At 68.2% G+C, this 18,010-nt stretch carries 16 protein-coding genes; 9 read left to right on the top strand and 7 right to left on the bottom strand.

Annotated features, from left to right (window positions below):
* Positions 1-4 precede the first annotated feature (4 nt).
* The 4 genes from mftM to mdo form a co-directional block, all read right to left on the bottom strand.
* On the bottom strand, positions 5-916 hold the full coding sequence (gene mftM / locus CLV29_RS04770; RefSeq protein WP_133753878.1) for a mycofactocin oligosaccharide methyltransferase MftM: 912 nt from the start codon (positions 914-916) through the stop codon (positions 5-7).
* Between the two features lie 67 nt (positions 917-983).
* Positions 984-2,585, bottom strand: coding sequence for a VWA domain-containing protein (locus CLV29_RS04765; protein ID WP_133753877.1), 1,602 nt, complete (start codon positions 2,583-2,585; stop codon positions 984-986).
* Complete coding sequence (locus tag CLV29_RS04760) at positions 2,582-3,841, bottom strand: AAA family ATPase (RefSeq protein ID WP_133753876.1); 1,260 nt, start codon at positions 3,839-3,841, stop codon at positions 2,582-2,584. Before CLV29_RS04760 ends, CLV29_RS04765 begins: the two co-directional genes overlap by 4 nt.
* 205 nt (positions 3,842-4,046) lie before the next feature.
* On the bottom strand, positions 4,047-5,339 hold the full coding sequence (gene mdo, locus CLV29_RS04755; protein WP_133753875.1) for an NDMA-dependent methanol dehydrogenase: 1,293 nt from the start codon (positions 5,337-5,339) through the stop codon (positions 4,047-4,049).
* Positions 5,340-5,605: 266 nt separating this feature from the next.
* Here mdo and mftA point away from each other — a divergent pair, with 266 nt between their 5' ends.
* The 5 genes from mftA to mftF all read left to right on the top strand — a co-directional run bounded on the left by mftA (position 5,606) and on the right by mftF (position 9,582).
* Positions 5,606-5,773, top strand: a complete 168-nt coding sequence (gene mftA / locus CLV29_RS04750; protein ID WP_133753874.1) for a mycofactocin precursor MftA — start codon at positions 5,606-5,608, stop codon at positions 5,771-5,773.
* Entirely contained in the window at positions 5,773-6,054 is a 282-nt protein-coding gene (gene mftB, locus CLV29_RS04745; RefSeq protein ID WP_133753873.1) for a mycofactocin biosynthesis chaperone MftB, read from the top strand. The genes mftA and mftB overlap by 1 nt, the downstream gene beginning before the upstream one ends.
* Positions 6,051-7,307, top strand: a complete 1,257-nt coding sequence (gene mftC, locus CLV29_RS04740) for a mycofactocin radical SAM maturase (protein ID WP_133753872.1) — start codon at positions 6,051-6,053, stop codon at positions 7,305-7,307. The genes mftB and mftC overlap by 4 nt, the downstream gene beginning before the upstream one ends.
* A 2-nt stretch (positions 7,308-7,309) precedes the next feature.
* Positions 7,310-8,047 (top strand): mycofactocin biosynthesis peptidyl-dipeptidase MftE, encoded by a 738-nt coding sequence (gene mftE, locus CLV29_RS04735; protein WP_133753871.1) that lies wholly within the window; start codon positions 7,310-7,312, stop codon positions 8,045-8,047.
* Between the two features lie 122 nt (positions 8,048-8,169).
* Positions 8,170-9,582, top strand: coding sequence for a mycofactocin biosynthesis glycosyltransferase MftF (gene mftF / locus CLV29_RS04730; RefSeq protein ID WP_208292754.1), 1,413 nt, complete (start codon positions 8,170-8,172; stop codon positions 9,580-9,582).
* On the opposite strand, the gene CLV29_RS04725 is transcribed toward mftF, so the two are convergent.
* Positions 9,583-10,578 carry an acyl-CoA thioesterase gene (locus CLV29_RS04725; RefSeq protein ID WP_208292753.1) on the bottom strand — a complete coding sequence of 332 codons (996 nt, stop codon included), beginning with the start codon at positions 10,576-10,578 and terminating at the stop codon, positions 9,583-9,585.
* Positions 10,579-10,710: 132 nt separating this feature from the next.
* A complete protein-coding gene (locus tag CLV29_RS04720) occupies positions 10,711-12,048 on the bottom strand; it encodes a PQQ-binding-like beta-propeller repeat protein (RefSeq protein ID WP_133753869.1) in 1,338 nt (445 codons plus the stop codon).
* Positions 12,049-12,250: 202 nt separating this feature from the next.
* Between CLV29_RS04720 and CLV29_RS04715 the strand changes: the two genes are divergently transcribed.
* Genes CLV29_RS04715 through CLV29_RS04710 form a run of 3 tightly spaced genes read left to right on the top strand, consistent with a single transcriptional unit; the run spans position 12,251 to position 15,748 of the window.
* A complete protein-coding gene (locus tag CLV29_RS04715) occupies positions 12,251-14,350 on the top strand; it encodes a prolyl oligopeptidase family serine peptidase (protein ID WP_341799722.1) in 2,100 nt (699 codons plus the stop codon).
* A 49-nt stretch (positions 14,351-14,399) separates the two neighbouring features.
* Entirely contained in the window at positions 14,400-14,555 is a 156-nt protein-coding gene (locus CLV29_RS16125) for a hypothetical protein (RefSeq protein ID WP_166649129.1), read from the top strand.
* Positions 14,552-15,748, top strand: coding sequence for a YeiH family protein (locus CLV29_RS04710; RefSeq protein ID WP_243831723.1), 1,197 nt, complete (start codon positions 14,552-14,554; stop codon positions 15,746-15,748). The genes CLV29_RS16125 and CLV29_RS04710 overlap by 4 nt, the downstream gene beginning before the upstream one ends.
* Positions 15,749-15,839: 91 nt before the next feature.
* Here the strand turns inward: CLV29_RS04710 and CLV29_RS04705 are convergent, their stop codons facing one another.
* Positions 15,840-16,229, bottom strand: coding sequence for an MmcQ/YjbR family DNA-binding protein (locus tag CLV29_RS04705; protein ID WP_133753867.1), 390 nt, complete (start codon positions 16,227-16,229; stop codon positions 15,840-15,842).
* A gap of 277 nt (positions 16,230-16,506) precedes the next feature.
* Here CLV29_RS04705 and CLV29_RS04700 point away from each other — a divergent pair, with 277 nt between their 5' ends.
* On the top strand, positions 16,507-17,865 hold the full coding sequence (locus CLV29_RS04700) for an FAD-dependent oxidoreductase (RefSeq protein WP_133753866.1): 1,359 nt from the start codon (positions 16,507-16,509) through the stop codon (positions 17,863-17,865).
* Positions 17,866-18,010 lie beyond the last annotated feature (145 nt).

Raw genomic sequence — 18,010 nt, 5'->3', positions numbered from 1 at the left:
GCGATCAGCTGCGGCCGCAGTCGATGATCAACCATCCCCCGTGGTGTTCGTAGGCGTGGTACGGCAGCCCGCTCCGTTCGCCCCACCGGTGCAGATCGGACAGAGCGATCGTGCGTAGGTGGCCGTAGGATTCGTTCGGTTCGTCCTCGAACGGCACCGCGATGATCGCCCGCCGGGTGGCCACGCGAATCACCTGCTCCACCACCGATTCACCATCCTCGGGTGGCAGATGTTCCAACAGATGCAGGGCCAGCACCGTGTCGAAAGAGTTGTCGCGGTACGGGAGCCGGCGGGCGTCGACGCGATCCACCCGCAGCTCACTGCGCAGTCTGCCGGCGACGGCGGCGAGCAGCTCGACGATGTCGGCATCGGCATCGGTCGCGGTGACGTCGAAACCCCGTGCGGAGAGCTCCAGCGGCAGGAAGCCGAAACAGCTCGCGAGATCGAGCACCGACCCGATCGTGTCCTCGGTCAGCAGCGCGTGGAGATGATCATGGACCGGGCCGAGGGTGGCATCCTCTCCCCCGCCGGGGGGCGGAGTCGGCCGGCCGGCCATGGTGTTGCGGTAGAACAGCTCCCAGGAGTCCAGCGGATCCTCGGCGAACGAGCGGACGATCCCGGTGAAGATCCGTTCGAAGAGCGTCGAGCCACGCAACCAGCCGGTCTCGAACAGCTCGCTCGCCAGACGGACCGAGAGCGTGTTGCTGAGCTCCTCGGGCGGCAGGCAGTGCCGTACCTCCAGCCGTGCGTCGCGGTTGTGCAGGTCGAAGCTGGTGGTGTGGATACCCCGCCCACGCCGGTCCCGGCGGCCCACCCGGCGGACGGTCACGACCGGATCGACATAGGCCCCGTCGACCAGGGGCGCGAAGGCGTCGATCGGTGTGTCCAGGTCCAGCCGCTCGAGTCCCATGATCATCTCCCGTCCGCCGTTACGCGGGCGGCCGGCGAGGGGGGCGCCGGCACTCGGCCGGCCGCCTCGATGATCATGGTCGGACCTCACTCATCGACTCGGCGGTACGTTCCAGCGCACGGAGGTCGCGGACGACCTCCACCCGATCACAGTGCTCGGCGTACTCGGCCAGGGCGCAGGCACCCAGGCCCCAGGAGTAGCTGGGTTCCGGCGTCAACCAGATGGTCGTCCTGGCGGCGCGGGCGAGCTCGGCGAAGGTGTCGACGGCGGGATCCTTGCCGTTGCTGCGGGCATCGCCCAGGACCAGCAGGGAGGTCCGGTGGTCGATCGCACCGGCATGGTCGTCGGCGAACTGGGTGAACACCGCGCCGTAGTCGGTGTTGGCCTCGGTGTCGAGGACGTCGCCGCCGAAAGTGAGGCCCAGGGCATGTTCGATCGGGTGGGCGGCGAACAACTCGGTCACCTCGGCCACCTCGTCGACGAAGACGAACGATCGGACCCTGCCCCACCGCGCCTGCATCCCGTGCACCACATGCAGGGTGAATCGGGCCGTCGCACGGACCGAGAGGGACACATCGGCCAGGACCACGACCTTCGGCTTCTCCCGTACCCGGGAGACGGTGACGGGCCGGAAGGGGACACCGTCGAACCGCATACTGCGCCGGGCGGTCGCGGCCGGTGCGACCCGGCCGCGTGGGTGTGGCCGCAGCTTCTGGCTGAGTCCGCCGCGCAGGCTGTGCGCCAGCTGCCGCAACGAGTTCTCCAGTTCCTGTTCCTCGGCCGGTGAGATCCGGTCCAGCACCGACGGCTCGTCCAGCTCGGGTACGGTCCGGCGCAGGTTCATCAGCCGTTGCAGGTGCGCAGCCAGTTGCTCGGGCAATCGCTGCAGCAGGGCACTCAGCAGGTCCGGATCGGTGTCGTCGGGGCCCGCTGGAGTGCCACCGGCGCCGAGCCAGGCCAGCAGTTGATTCTCCTCCTCGCCGCTGAGGTCGAGGTCGATCGCCTGACCGGTGGCCGGGGTGAGCGCACCGGCCGGTTCGTCACCTCGGGTACGGGAGACGTCGAGCTGCACCTTCATCCCCTGGCCTCGTGATCCGGCACCCGACGGTGAGAAGGAGATCTCGTCCGACATCGACGCCAGATCGGCCAGGTCTGCGTCCTCGTCGAGGTTGCGTCCCTGCTTCAGCGACTCGGGGTCGAAGAACTCCCGCATGTCCGCCTCCGCCGAGGACCCGCTGTCGATCTGGCCCACGTCCTTCGTGGCGTCGACCAGGGCCATGTCGCCGATCTCGGCGTTCGAGCCCACCTCGGGCCCGAGCAGTCCCTCCGCGTCCTGTCCGGCGGAGGCGGTTGGCAGATCCACCGGCCGCAGCGCGAAGAAGAGGGCGAACACCGCGTCGAAGGTCGACAGATCCCGGGGCCGGGTCACGATGCAGGACCGCAGTGCGGCCGACAGCCGTTCTCGGCTGCGTACCATTCCCGGCTGTCGGGCTGCCACGGCGGCGTCGACGATCTCGGCGGTACTGACCCGGATGCCGTTGCGTCGCAGGGCCTCGGCGAATGCCAGCAGGCAGACCTCCATCGTCTGCGGATCGGCGTCGGAGTGCTCGTCGGTGTCCGACTCGACCCCACCGGCGGGCCCGGTGTCCCGCCGGCCCTCATCCGCGATCCTCACAGCGGCCGCCGACGACTTCCCTGCCGTGGGGCACCGGCGGCCTCGGAGGAACCGCGGGCACCGAAGAAGGCAGCCGCACCATGTCGGTGCGGCACCTCCTTGGAGTCGCGGATCGCCCGCGCCGCTTCGGCGTCGACGTCACCACCGACCTTCGATCCGGGACCGTCGCGGCGGGACGGGTCCCGTCCGGCGACCGGGGTCGGCCGACCACCACCGTCGGCAGTCGATGGTTCCTCCGCTCCGGGCGATCCGTTGCCGAATCGGTGCCGGATGTGGGCGACCGCACGGCCCAGATCACGCTCGTGCTTCATCACCACATTCGCCGTCGTCGTCAGCAGCTCCTCGCTCAGCGCATCGGCATCCAGGATGGCCAGCGTCCGAGCCCAGTCCACCGTCTCGGCGATGGAGGGCGCCTTCCGCAGGTCCAGTGCGCGCAACTGCTGTACCAGGCCGACCAGTTCGTCGGCGACCGCCTCGTCCAGCCCGGTCTGTTTGGACCGGACGATGTCGAGCTCCCGGTCGTGATCGGGGTAGTCCAGGAACAGGTGCAGACAGCGCCGCTTCAGCGCCGCCGACAGCTCTCGGGTGTTGTTGGAGGTCAACAGGGTCAGCGGCGGGTGGGTGGCCACGATGGTGCCGATCTCGGGAATCGAGATCTGATTCTCGGCCAGAGTCTCCAGCAGCACAGCCTCCAGCGCCTCGTCGGAGCGGTCGATCTCGTCGATCAGGAGCACCGTGGGCTCGGGGCTGCGGATCGCGGTCAGCAACGGACGTTCGGAGAGGAACCTCGGGGAGAAGAACACCTCGTCGCGATCAGCGATCAGGTCCACCGCCGACTCCAGGTCGGGTGCCTCACCGACGACATCGGCGATCTTGTCGCGCAGGATCTGGGTGTAGAGCAACTGCTTGCCGTAATCCCATTCGTACAAGGCCTTGGACTCGTCCTGGCTCTCGTAGCACTGCAACCGGATCAGGTCCCGACCCAGGGCCTGGGCCAGGCTACGGGCAAGCTCGGTCTTCCCGACCCCGGCCGGTCCCTCCAACAACAGCGGCCGGCCGAGACGCCATGCCAGGTAGACGGTGGCGGAGATCCGCTCGTCGGTGACGTAGCCGACAGCGGCCAGTGCGCGTCCCACGTCCTCCACCGAAGCGAAGCCGTCCGGCTGGGCCGGCGGGTCGTCGGCCGTCGCAGTGGATGGTCGGGCGGATCGTGGGTCGGCACCGGTTTCGGGCCGGTCATCGGCGGTGTGTGCCATGGCTACTTCCTTGTCGCGTCCTGCGGTGGGTGCCGGGGGCACCGATGACGGGTACGTGGGGGTACGGAGGCCGGCTCGTCGCCGTACCCCTCCCCCACGTCCCGTCCTGAATCGACATGCGGGATCAAGATCGCCTGGATCCAGGCGGTCCGGTGTTCACCTCGTCCGGGGCCGGCGTCAGCGACGCCGTCTCCGGCACGGCTGATCAGGTCAGCAGATCGTCGAGGTCGCCGTTGTAGGTGTGATCGACGACCGGGCGTACCGTCTCGAAGGTGCACTCGCGCGGGTTCGCCTCGGTGCAGGAGTCACCGAGGACGTGGTTGGTCACGTTGTCGATCGTCTCCGGGTCACCGCTGACCGTGGGGTGTTCCTTGTAGTACTCGGTCGGGCCCTCACCCAGGCGGTTCTTCTCGTGCGTCTCCTTGGTGATGTCGGTCATCTTCTCCGGGATGCCGCAGTCGCGCAGCAGCCGGATCGCCGCCGCCACCGCTGCGTCGGCAGCCTGCACGGTCGTCATGTGAGTGGTGTCGACACCCATCGCCTTGGCGATGTTGGCGAACCGCTGGTACTCGGTGGAGAGGTTGAATGCCCAGACCCGCGGCAGTGCGATCGCGTTGTTCAGACCATGGTGGGTGTCGAAGAAGGCGCTGGTGGCGTGACTGATCGAGTGGATGATCCCGAGACCGCCGGAGTTGAACGCCTGTGCCGCGATGTACTGGGCATACATCATGCCCTCGCGCGCAGCCAGGTCGTAACCGTTCCAGGTGGCCTTCACCAGGTTCTGGGAGGTCAGCTCGATCGACCGGATCGCATTGCCCAGCGACGGTTCGAAGTTCAGCCGTGACACATAGGGCTCCGAGCCGTGGGCCAGCACATCGAACCCGCACTGGGCGGTGAAATGCCGCGGACAGTCGTAGTAGAGCACCGGGTCGTCGATCGCCAGGGTCGCCACCGCCGCGTCGTCGAAGGCCACGTACTTGTGCGGTTTGCTCGGGTCGGTGGTGGTGTCGGTGATGACATAGGCCCAGGAGGTCTCCGACCCGGTGCCGGCGGTGGTGGAGACGGCGATGTGCGGCGGATTCTTCGGGTTCTCGCTCTTGTTGAATCCCTCGAACTCGTTCACATTGCGTCCGTCGTGGGCCACCGCGATCCGCGCACCCTTGCAGGCGTCATGGGAGGAACCGCCACCGATGGAGACGAAGGAATCGCAGTCGTTCTCCATGTACAGCTTGGCGCCGTCCATCGCGTTGTAGTCCTTCGGATTGGACTCGACCTTGTCGTACAGCACGGTCTCCAGGCCGTGGTACTCCAACGAACCGACGATCTTCTCCACGATGCCGGTCCCGCGCAGCCCGGAGGTCATCACCAAGATCTTCTTGAAGCCCAGCTTCTTCGCCTCCGGACCGATGATCTCGTGCGACCCGGGTCCCAGGAGCGCCCGGGGGAAGGGGTGGAACTCCTTGATCGGGAACGGTTTCAGCAGTTCTTCTACTTGCATCTGCACATCTCCTTTGATGGTGCCGCCGACCCGAGGACTCGATCATGAACCGACCGGTGTCGGGGGCGGGTTTCGGCCGACGCTAGGGCGTAGGACCGGTGCCGAACAGACGAGGATTGCGAAACGGGCGGCGAAGGGAGGTCGGTCCTGCCCGACCGGACAGGCCGACCCGGCCCTGCACGGGAGTATCCGCCGACCCGACCGCTGCCTAGGTTGGCAAGACGCAGCGGAGAAGCACCCTCTCCGTGATGATCAGGAGGTCGAAGATGCCCGTCACCCCCAACGCAGCTGCCGCCGAGGAACTCCAGACCACCTCTGCCGGCCAGGACCGCTCGGGCGATGTTCCCGAGCAGCCGCAGGCACCGGATCCGGTGGTCGCCGAGGAGTCCTTGGTCGAGGAGGTCTCCATCGACGGTATGTGCGGCGTGTACTGATGACGGCCGCCCCGACCCTGACCGACCGGAACTGGCGGCTCAGCCCGTCGGTCTCCTTGCGCCCCGAGCCGTTCGGCGCCCTGGCCTACGACTTCCACACCCGCCAGCTCAGCTTCCTGAAGACGCCGCAGTTGGCTGCCGTGGTCGAGGACCTGGGCACGGCGGGAACGGTCGGTGACGCCTTGGCCAGGGCCGGGGTGGACCCCGCCCACCATGATGCCTATCTGATCGCGCTGCGTTCCTTGGCCGGTCAGGGAATCCTCCAGGAGACCACCGCATGACCCTCGCACCCCAGGCCCCGGCCGGCATCGATCGAAACGAGTCGCGGTCCAACACGCCCAGCCCCGGAACCCTGGTCGAACAGTTCGAGTACGGCCTCGACGCACCGATCTGCCTCACCTGGGAACTCACCTATGCCTGCAATCTGTCCTGCGTCCACTGCCTGTCCTCGTCCGGGCGACGTGATCCGAACGAGTTGTCGACCGCCGAGGCGAAGGAGTTGATCGACACCTTCGAGCGGATGCAGATCTTCTACGTCAACATCGGCGGTGGTGAACCCACGGTCCGGCCGGACTTCTGGGAACTGCTGGACTACGCTGTCGAGCACCACGTCGGGGTGAAGTTCTCCACCAACGGGTTCCGGATCACCCCCGAGCGGGCGGCGAAGCTGGCGGCCACGGACTACGTGGACGTGCAGATCTCCCTGGACGGAGCGACCGCCGAGGTCAACGACCCGATCCGCGGTGCCGGCACCTATGACGCAGCGCTGCGGGCGATGGCGAACATGCAGGCCGCCGGTATGCGGGACTTCAAGATGTCGGTCGTCTGCACCCGGCACAACATCGGCCAGCTCGACGAGTTCAAGGCGATTGCCGACACCTATGGTGCACAACTGCGGCTGACCCGGCTGCGCCCTTCCGGACGGGGCGCCGATGTCTGGGACGATCTGCATCCGCTGCCCGAACAGCAACGTGAGCTCTACGACTGGCTGGTCGCCAATGGCGACCGGGTGCTGACCGGTGACTCCTTCTTCCACCTGTCCGCCTTCGGTGATGCGCTGCCCGGGCTGAACCTGTGCGGTGCCGGCCGGGTGGTCTGCCTGGTCGATCCGGTCGGTGACGTCTATGCCTGCCCGTTCGCGATCCATGATCGTTTCAAGGCCGGCAATGTCGGTCAGGAAGGCGGATTCCGCGCGGTCTGGCAGGACGCCCCGCTGTTCGCCGAACTGCGCAACCCGCAGACCGGTGGTGCCTGCACCTCGTGCTCGGCCTTCGATGCCTGTCGTGGTGGGTGCATGGCAGCGAAGTTCTTCACCGGTCTGCCGCTGGACGGACCGGATCCCGAATGTGTGAAGGGCAATGCCGAACAGACCCTCGCAGCCGACCGGAGCGCGAAGCCCTCGCCCTCGCAGGACCACTCGCACAAGGGCAAGGTACGCAATGCACCGGTGCCCTTGACCTTGCTGCCGCGACGTCCGGCGAGCGCCTGTGACGAGAGCCCGCTGGCCGGTATGAGCAGCATGCCCAAGGTCTGATCATGACGGCTCCGCTCGGCGAGCGGTGCTGGCCCGAGCTGGCCGCCGCGCCGGAATCGTTGGTGCTGCTCCCGCTGGGCGCCGTGGAACAACACGGTCCGCACCTGCCACTGATCACCGACACCCTGATCGCCGAACGGGTGGCTGCGGCGGCGGCGGGGAAACTCGAGGGCCGGATCCTGGTCGCACCGGCCATCAGCTACGGCGCCAGCGGTGAACATGAGGGGTTCCCGGGCACGGTCTCGGTGGGTGCCCACGCACTGCAACTGCTGTTGTTGGAGTATGGCCGGTCGTGCCTGCGGTGGGCCTCTCGTCTGGTGATCGTCAATGCCCATGGCGGGAATCTGGCGCCGTTGACCCAGGCGGTGGCCCGGCTGCGGTACGAGGGCCGCGACGTGACCTGGTTCGCCTGCGCCCCAGCGGCGTCGGCCGCCGACGACCGTGACAGCCACGCCGGGGCCTGGGAGACCTCGCTGGTGCTGCACCTGCGGCCCGAGCTGGTCGATCTTCCCGCGATGGCTCCGGGAGTGACGCAGCCGCTCTCGGCATTGCTGCCTTCGATGCTGCTGGACGGGGTGCGTGGGGTCAGCGCCAGCGGCGTCCTCGGCGATCCGACCCGGGCCACCGGGAAGGCCGGCGCCGAGCACTTCGCCGGGATCGTGGATCGGCTGGTCGAGGCGATCACCACCCCGGTGACCTCGGCCGCCGGCCGGCTGGGTGCCGAAGTGGCCGGCCGATGAGCCTGCTCGGCACTCACCGGAGTTCGACCGCCGCCCACGCTCCCGGATCCGGCAGCAAAGGCCCTCCGCCACTGCCTGCTCCTCCCGGCGAGCGGCAACCGCCGACGGGCTTCGAGGTCGTGTTGTCCAGGCACACCCGGGTGCTCGACAACGGCCGGACCCTGGTCGGGGGCAGCGCGGGCCGAGTGATGCATCTGCGGTCGGGGCTGCGGTTGGCCGCCGAGCAGCGACTGCGGTCCCGGCCGGGCGTCGAGGCCAGGCTGGTCCGCCTGTTGTTGGACGGTGGCTTCGCCGATCCGCAGATCGGCCAGGTGCCCGGTGAGACCGGCGACATCACCGTGGTGATCCCGATCAAGGACCGGCCCGAACAGCTCGCCCGACTACTTCCCGCACTGGCGGGTGTGGAGGTGGTCGTGGTCGACGACGGATCGGCGGATCCCGAACCGATCGCGGTCCTCTGCCATCGTCACGGCGCACAACTGGTGAGACATCCGGTCAATCGCGGTCCTGCTGCGGCCCGCAACACGGGGGTACGCCATTGCACCACCGCCTTCGTCGCCCTCGTCGACTCCGATGTGGTGCCGCAGCCGGGCTGGCTGGCGTTGTTGCGGGCACATCTGGACGATCCGGGGGTCGGCCTGGTCGCACCCCGGGTGCTCGGACTGCCGGCCACCGATGCTGATCGACTTCTCCACGCCTACGAGCGCGCTGCATCGTCATTGGACCTGGGTCCCGACCCCGGGCCGGTCGGCCCGGGCCGATTGATCAGCTATGTGCCCAGTGCCGCTCTGCTCGGTCGGCGCGAGCTGCTGGTCGACGGTTTCGACGAGTCCATGCGTTGCGGCGAGGACGTCGATCTGGTCTGGCGGGTGCTGTCGGCCGGCTGGCAGGTGCGATACGAGCCGCGCTCCCGGGTGCACCATGGTCATCGGGTACGGATGGCGCAATGGCTGACCCGGAAGGCCTTCTACGGGACCTCGGCGGCGCCGTTGGCACAGCGTCACCGCCAGGCGGTCAGCCCGGTACAGCTGCCACCATGGTTGCTGCTGGTCGTGATCGCCGCGGTGGCCCAGCGTCGCTGGTCGCCACCGGTCATGGCCCTCACCTTGTTGATCACCATGGCCCGGTTGTCCCGGCGCCTGGATGGTTACCGGCATCCGCAGCTCCTGGCCGCCGACCTGGTGGGCAGGGCAACGGTCTCCTCGGTGCGGCATCTGTCCTCGGCGGTGGTTCGCCATTACTGGCCGCTGTCCCTGCTCGCCGCCCTGTGCTCGGTCCGCGCCCGTCGCGTGCTGCTGATCGCGGCCCTCACCGATGTCGTCTCGGCCCACCGTCGGCAGCGACCCGAACTGGACCTGCTGCGCTTCGGCATCCTTCGCCGGTTGGACGACCTCGCCTACGGTGCCGGGCTGTGGCTCGGTGTCTGCCGCAGCCGACGGCTGGCTGCGCTGGTGCCGAGGGTCCGGTTCGGCTCCGGGTCCTCCACACCGAAGGCCGGCGGCCGGACCAGGTTGCGCAGATACTTCAGCCGATGATCATGCCCGCAGGGTGAGATCGACCGGCAGCGGCGCAATCTGTTTGCGCAGTTCGATCAGCTCGGTGACGTGCTCGGCGTGGCGACGATCCTCGGGCAGTTCCGGATCCCACTGCGGCACCGGCAGCGCACCATGATCACCGGCAGCAACGAAGATCGTCTGGCACAAGGTGGTCAGCGATCGCTCCCGGGGGTGGCGCGGATCGGCCGACCAGACCAGCACACTCAGGTGCATACTCCGCTCGGTCGTGTGGAGCACTCTGGCCTCCAACTCGACCAGATCGCCGATCCGTACCGGGTTGAGGAAGTGGATTCCTCCGGAGTAGACCGCGATCGCCGAGTCGGCCGCCGCAGGCTCGGGGCCCTGGCCCAGCCATGCCGTGGCGCAGGCATACCCGGCCTCGTCGATCCAGCGCATGACGGTCCCGCCGTGGGCTTTCCCGCCCCAGTTCACCACCGACGGAGGGACCAGGAATCGCAGCGTCGTCCGCGGCGCCGCAGTCGCCTCGGTGAACTCCTCGGCCAACATCCGGGTCTTGATCTCGGTTCGCAGCTCGATGCGTTCCAGGGCGATCCGGGCCAGTTGGCGGTCCGAAGCCGTCAGCGGTTCCCACACCGGCACTGTCGCCTTGGCGCCATCGGCGTCCTTGGCGACGAAGATCAACACGCAGGCGGTCGCCGGCGAGTACCGGTGGTCGCTGACATCGGCCGAACAGACAGTGACGGCCACATGCATACTGCTGCGGCCGGTGTGGATGATCCGCGCCTGCACCTCGACCAGACTGCCCGGCGGAATCGGCCGGGTGTGGCGGACATTGCCCACATAGGCGGTGACACAGTACGCACCCGACCAGCCGACCGCGCAGGCGTACCCGGCCTTGTCGATCCACTCCATGACGCTGCCCGCAGCCACCGACCGACCACCGGCCGCGGTGTCTGCCGGGGTGGTCATGAATCGCAAGGTGATCCGGTCGTCGCGCCCGGCAGTCTCTCCCACGGGCGACAGCCTAGGGCAGCCGCCTGCCACCGGGGCCGATCCGGACCTCAGGTCCGCCGAGCCGGAATCAGCCGGACACCGAGCCGGCCGCCTCGACCTGTGCCAGCCGCATCGACCTGTGCCAACCGCAGCTCATCGTTGCGGATTCGGTACCAGCAGTACCCGCTGACGGCGTTGGTCGACCACCAACATGGCCGACCCCGCCCGGGCGCTGACGAATCCGTCGGTGGATCGTGCCACGACCTCCCCGGTCTCGGGATCGATCACCTGCACCCGCTGGGACTCGATCAGCCGGCCGTCCTCACTGGGCTGGGTGATCTCCAGCGCCACCAGGGGCTGGGCCTGACCAGTGGTCGCTGCCAAGGTCACCGCCTCCCCGGGCTCCAGTTCCAGGGACTCGGACCAGGCCTCGGTGCCACTGAGTTCGTCCCGGCCGGACAGGGTGCCGTCGCTCAGCAACACAGTGAACCTGCCGGTGGACAGACGTTCCTCACTCGCCGGTGCGTCGGTCTCGGTCGGAATGCTCGTGCCGGCGCTGAAATCGATCAGCATCGACTCCTCACCGCAGATCAAGGTGGCATACCGCACCGAGGTCGCACCGATCGGCATCGTCCCGACCTCGCTGCCCCACCGCCAGGCGGCCCCGCGATCGGTCCGCAGACAACTGGGGGTGGACCAGGAAACCCGGTTGTCGCCCAGCGGCCAGGAGGCAACCTGCCCGTGCAGGTCGAAGGCGATCACCTGCTCACCGCGCAGGAACGCACTGCCGACCACCAGGTCCTCGCTCCAGTCGTTCAGCACGGTCCCGGTGCGCTGGTCCAAGACCCGCTGGGTCGGTTCCTCGGCCGTACCGACCGCCACCGCCACCGCAGTCGATTCGTGCAACTCACCGACCGCATCGGGCAGGCAGGCACTGCCCCGGTCGGACTCCGCGCGCCACAGGATCGCACCGGTGACCGGGTCGAGGCCGGCCAGGTACTTCACCTCCGAGGACTCGGTGCAGGCGCTGATCGTGATCGCGCCGGTGCTGGTGCCGATCACGCTCAGTTCGGTCAGCCGGTCGCCGCTGCCGGTCAGGTCGGGCAGCGGGAACCGGTCGAGTTCGTCACCCTGGATCCGGAAGAACTGCGGCACCTCGCCGGTTTCGCCGTCGGCGACCAGGGCTGAGCCGTCCTCGGCGATGTGCACCACCTGCGGGCTGGCGACGACGGCCGATTCGGGGTAGACCGCGCTCGGTTCGCCGGTGCTCGCGTCGACCACGGCCAGACCGTTCTCGGCGACTGCCAGGTGTCCGGCCATCGCCAGTCCCGGTTCGGGGTCACGGCCGCCGATCCCGGCGATCGCATCGAGTTCCAGTTCGACGGCGTTTCCCTGTTCGATGGTCCGGCCCACCAGTGAACATCCGCTGCTGCTCACCGCCAGGGTCAGAGCCGCCAGCACCGCGACGAAGGAGGCGGGGCGGGGGCACATGCGCCCCACCGTACCGGCGGGGTGTCTGTTCACCTACCAGCCCGCGCTCACCCATCTTGTCGGAAGTTATGCCGACCTCACGGGCCGTTCAGGTCACCAGAGCTCCCGATGAGATGCGTGGAGGGGCAGCCCGTCCACAGTTCTGCCCGCCGGAGTCCGTGGTACGCATGGGCGGGAACGGCAGACGGACTTCGAGACGAGAGTGAGATCGATGACGCAGGATCGCTACGCCTGGCTGGAGGATGTCGAGGGCGAGGCCTCCCTGGAATGGGTACGCGCCCGCAACGGTGAGCGCGCGGCCGACCTGGTGGCCACCGACGGGTTCGCCGACCTGGCCGCACGGATCGGGGCGATCCTCGATTCCGACGCCCGGATCCCGACGCCGGTACGCCGCGGGGATCTCGTCTACAACTTCTGGACCGATGCCGAGCATCCGCGTGGCCTCTGGCGACGTACCTCCCCCGAGTCCTGGGCCGACGACGATCCCGAGTGGGAGGTACTGCTCGACCTCGACGCACTGGGTGATGCCGAGGCGGAGAACTGGGTCTGGCACGGCGCGCAGGTGCTGCGTGGCGGGGACGGCGCGTACCGGCGGGCACTGGTCAGCCTGTCCCGGGGCGGCGCCGATGCCGACGTCGTCCGCGAGTTCGACCTCGACACCCACGAGTTCGTCGACGACGGCTTCAGCCTGCCCGAGTCCAAGGGCGGTGCGGTCTGGGAGAACGCCGACACCCTGCTCGTCTTCCGTGACTTCGGCCCCGGATCGATGACCGACTCGGGCTATCCGCGAACCGTCCGACGCTGGCATCGTGACACCCCGTTGGAGGTCGCCGAGACGCTGATCAGCGGCCGGGCCGAGGACATGTACGTCGGCGCCCATCATGACGACACGCCCGGATTCGAGCGGACCCTGCTGATCACGCGACCGACCTTCTGGACCTCGCAGGTGCAACTGCTCACCGACGACGGGCCGGTCCCGATCGACGTCCCGGCCTCGGCCGAGATCGATCTGCACCGTGAGTGGCTCAGCGTCGAACTGCGTGAGGACTGGACGCTCGGCGAGACCGTCCACGCCGCCGGTTCACTGCTGCTGATCGACTTCACGGCCTTCCTCGCCGGCGACCGGGACTTCCGTACCGCGTTCGCGCCCACCGAGTCGGTGTCGCTGTCAGGTTCGACCTGGACCCGGAACCATCTGGTGCTGACCCTGCTCGACGACGTCAAGAGCCGGGTCGAGGTGCTCACCCCGGGATCGGGGGCCTTCTCCCCCCGCCCCGTGGAAGGCGTGCCCGCCGTCGGGACGATCGCCGTCGCCGCGGTGGATCCGCTCAGCAGTGACGACCTGTGGTGGTACGAGACCGACTTCTGTTCGCCCACCAGTCTCTCGCTGGTCGAACTCGACGGCTCCGGGGCGCTCGTCGACAGCCGGCCGCTGAAGTCGACACCGGCGTTCTTCGACGCCTCCGGACTGGTTGCCGAACAGCACTTCGCCACCTCGGCCGACGGTACCCAGGTGCCCTGGTTCCTGGTCCGCCGCGCCGACCTCGAGCCGGACGGAAGCACCCCGACCCTGCTCTACGGATACGGCGGATTCGAGATCTCGTTGACCCCGACCTATTCCGGTCCGCTCGGCGCCGGCTGGCTGGAACGCGGCGGCGCCTATGCGGTGGCGAACATCCGCGGCGGCGGCGAGTACGGCCCCCGCTGGCACACGGCCGCGCTGAAGCAGCATCGTCACCGTGCCTACGCGGACGCCGAGGCGGTCGCCCGCGACCTGATCGCGCGCGGGATCACCAGCCCCGCGCACCTGGGGGTGCAAGGCGGTTCCAACGGCGGACTGCTGGTCGGCAACCTGCTGGTACGCAGCCCCGAGCTGTTCGGGGCGATCGTCTGCCAGGTGCCCTTGCTGGACATGCTGCGCTACCGGCACCTGTTGGCCGGCGCCTCCTGGATGGCCGAGTACGGCGACCCCGACCTGGCGCAGGAGTGGGAGTTCATCCGGACCTTCTCCCCGTACCACCTCTTCGATCCCGAACGGACCTATCCGCCGATCCTGTTCACCACCTCCACCCGCGACGACCGGGTGCATCCCGCACATGCCCGGAAGATGGCCGCCCTGATGCTCGAGTCCGGTGCCGATGTCACCTACTTCGAGAACATCGAGGGCGGGCACGGTGGCGCGGCGACCAATGAACAGCGCGCGTTCATGCAGGCACTGGCCTACACCTTCCTCGCCGAGCGGCTCGGACTGGAACAGACCGGACCGCGTCAAGCGCGACCGGATGCTGAGACCAATCTGTAGCCAGTTGGTTCACTTTAATGTCGTGCCCTGACAGGAAGTGAGGTACGACATGAGCAGCAACCCCCAGCCCAGCGCCGCCGCCGAACCCGACCCCCGCGAACACGGCAAGTTCTCCATCAGCGAGGACTGGGCAGCCGTGGTCGTCGGCCTGGCACTGCTGGCCGCAGCGCTGACCGGACTGATCCCGGACGGAGTGATCCCGTGAGTGACTCCCGACCCGATCTGCACCATGACCACCGCAGCGACGCGCAGGGCACACCGGTGCCACCAGCACCCACCGAGGAGACCACGCCGGAGGCCTATGAGGACGAACAGCGACCTCCGGTGACGGTGGTCGGGGTGATCGCCGGGCTGGTGGTGGTCATCGGCCTGGCCTATCTCACCCGGGTGCTGACCGACCGCGTACCGGAGTGGACCGAGGGCACGGGCTTCGGCCGGGTCGCGGACGCGATCGAGTTCCCGGTCTACGCGATCGCCCTGGGGCTGCTGGGCAATGCCGTCCTGGCGGCCCTGCGGATCAAGGAACGGCTTGCCGCGGCGTTCCGTACCGAGTTCTTCATCAAGACCGGTTTGGTGCTGCTGGGCGCGTCGATCAACTTCGCCGTGATCATCAAGGCGCTCGGCCCGGCGATCGCCCAGGCGATGTTGTTGATCTCGATCGTCTTCGCGTTCACCTGGTGGATCGGCGGGAAACTCGGCCTGGACGACAAACTGCGCGCACTGCTGGCTGCGGCAGTGTCCATCTGTGGTGTCAGCGCGGCCATTGCGGCTGCCGGAGCGGTCCGGGCCAAACGGGAGCAACTCGCCTACACCGCGAGCCTGGTGATCCTCTTCGCCCTGCCGTCGATCTTCCTGCTGCCGTGGTTGTCCGGGCTGCTGGGGCTCAGCCCAGCGGTGACCGGTGCCTGGATCGGCGGCAACATCGACACCACTGCCGCAGTCTCGGCGGCCGGTGCGATCGCCGGCGAGGAACCGCTGCAGATCGCGACCATCGTGAAGACCACCCAGAATGCGTTGCTCGGCGTGGCCGCGGTGGCGCTGACGGCCTACTTCGCGATCAAGATCGAGCGCCGACCGGGTGAGGGACGACCGACCGTTCGGGCGTTCTGGGATCGTTTCCCGAAGTTCGTGCTCGGCTTCATCGCCGCCTCGGTGATCGCCACCATCTACGCGGCCTCGGTCTCCCCGGAGACCTCCGAGGCGGCGATCGACGTCGCCAACGACCTCCGTACCTGGTTCCTGATCCTGGCCTTCGTCAGCATCGGCCTGGAGTTCAAGGCGAGGTCACTGCGGGAGGCGGGTTGGCGACCGATCGCGGTCTTCGCCGCGGCCACCGGGGTGAACCTGGTCGTCGGCCTGGGACTGGCGGTGCTGTTGTTCAGCTGGTTCACCTTCTAGCGGCTCGTCCGGGGCGACGACGGGCGCCGGCACCACCACGGTGCCGGAGCCCGTGGTCACCCCCGGCGCATCGCATCCGCCGAGCGTCGGTTCAGTCGTCCAAGGCCCGCAGCAGCCGTTTCGGCGCGGTGAGCCGGTAGGACTCCTCGATCAGGTCGGCGATCTCGTTGTAATCGGTGGCCGGGCCCAGGTCCAGACCGGTCCAGCCGCTGCCCCCGAGGTAGCCGGGGATGAAGCTGTCCGGACGGGAGCGCAGCTGGGTCTGCCCGAGCAGATCGGCGTACAGCAACACCGACTGTGGGTGCTGCTCCCAGGAGCCGTCGACCTTGATCGATCCTCCGAAGTAGACGAAGACCTTCACGGTGTGGAAGGCGGGCCGGCCGTGGGACACCTTCTCCGCTGCCTCGGGCAGGGCCAGGGCGATCTCCCGGAGCCGGGCCAGCAGCGGATCATCGGGGTCGAACATCGGTTCATGGGCCATGGCCGTCTCCTGCTGAGGTACGAGGTGATCGGATCAGCCTAAGGGCGCGGGTTCTACAACAGACCGGCCGGTCCGCAACCGCTGTCCAGTGGGCGGCACGTACCAGGTCCGACGCCCGATGGCGCCTAGAGTGCACTGGAACGGTGGACATCCCCAGACGCTGGGGCCAGGCGTCAACGTGAGCAAACTCGCATCCGATCCGTCACCAGCGGTAGGTAGGCTCACCTAAGGCACGTCTGAATACGAGACCTGAAGTATCGAGGAAGGCACACACAACATGCGCGACCTTCGCGTGGCGATCATCGGCGGCGGGCCGGCAGGTACCTACGCCGCCGACATCCTGACCAACAACCACCCGGGGGCCACGGTCGACCTGTTCGAACGGTTGCCCGCTCCCTACGGCTTGGTCCGCTACGGTGTGGCCCCCGATCACCCCCGGATCAAGGAGATCATCAAGGCCCTCGGCCGGGTGCTGGCGAAGCCGGGAATCCGTTTCCTGGGCAATGTCGAGTTCGGCACCGATCTGACCTTCGACGAGGCTTTGAAGTTCTACGACGCCGTGATCGTGGCCACCGGTGCCATGGCTGATCGGCCGCTGAACATCCCGGGCATCGAGCTCGACGGCAGCTACGGCGCGGCCGACTTCGTCTCCTGGTACGACGGTCACCCCGATGTCGGCCGCGAATGGCCGCTGCATGCCGAGAAGGTCGCCGTCCTCGGCGCCGGCAACGTCGCCCTGGACATCGCCCGGGTGCTGGCCAAGACCGCCGATGAGCAGCTGGTCACCGAGATCCCGGAGAACGTCTACCAGGGGCTGAAGGCGAACCAGGCCTCCGACGTCCACGTCTTCGCCCGTCGCGGCCCGGCCCAGATCAAGTTCACCCCGCTGGAACTCCGCGAGCTGAACCACTCGCCGAATGTCGACGTGCTGGTCCACCCCGAGGGCTTCGAGATCGACGAGGGCAGCGAGCAGGCGATCCAGAAGAGCAAGCAGACCAAGATGGTCGTCGACACCTTGCTCAAGTGGCTGGACAACGAGCCGACCGGTGCCGCCCACCGGATCCACATCCACTTCTGCGCCAGCCCGGTGGAGGTTCTCGGCGAGGACGGCAAGGTCACCGGTCTGCGCACCGAGCGGACCGAGTTGGTCGGCGACGGAACGGTCCGCGGGACCGGCGAGTACACCGACTGGGACGTGGATGCGGTCTACCGCGCGATCGGCTACCTCTCCTCCCCGCTGCCGGGCCTGCCCTTCGACCATGTCGCCGGGGTGATCCCGAACGAGGGCGGACGGGTTCTCGGCGAGGACGGCGAGCAGTTGCCGCATGCCTATGCCACCGGCTGGATCAAGCGTGGTCCGGTGGGCCTGATCGGTCACACCAAGTCCGACGCCGCCGAGACCATCAAGAACCTGCTGGAGGATGTCGAGTCGCTGCCGGCCCCGGAGCAGCCCTCGGAGGATGCGGTGCTGGAGTTCCTGTCCGAGAAGGGCGTGAACTACACGACTCTCGAGGGCTGGCTGCAGTTGGACGCCCACGAGCGTGCGCTGGGCGAGCCGCACGGCCGCGAGCGGATCAAGGTCGTCCCCCGCGAGGAGATGATCGAGATCTCCGCCATCCGCGCCGAGGTGCACTGACCCACGAGGTGCACTGACCCACGAGGTGCACTGACCCACGAGGTGCACTGACCCATGAGGTGCACTGACCCATGAGGTGCACTGACCCACTGCGGATCGAAGCCGAAGGCCCCGCCCAGTCCGGTACGCCGGTCCGGGCGGGGCC

It is taken from the genome of Naumannella halotolerans, from assembly GCF_004364645.1.
GTDB lineage: Bacteria > Actinomycetota > Actinomycetes > Propionibacteriales > Propionibacteriaceae > Naumannella > Naumannella halotolerans.
This window is presented reverse-complemented; position numbering and strand designations above follow the sequence as displayed.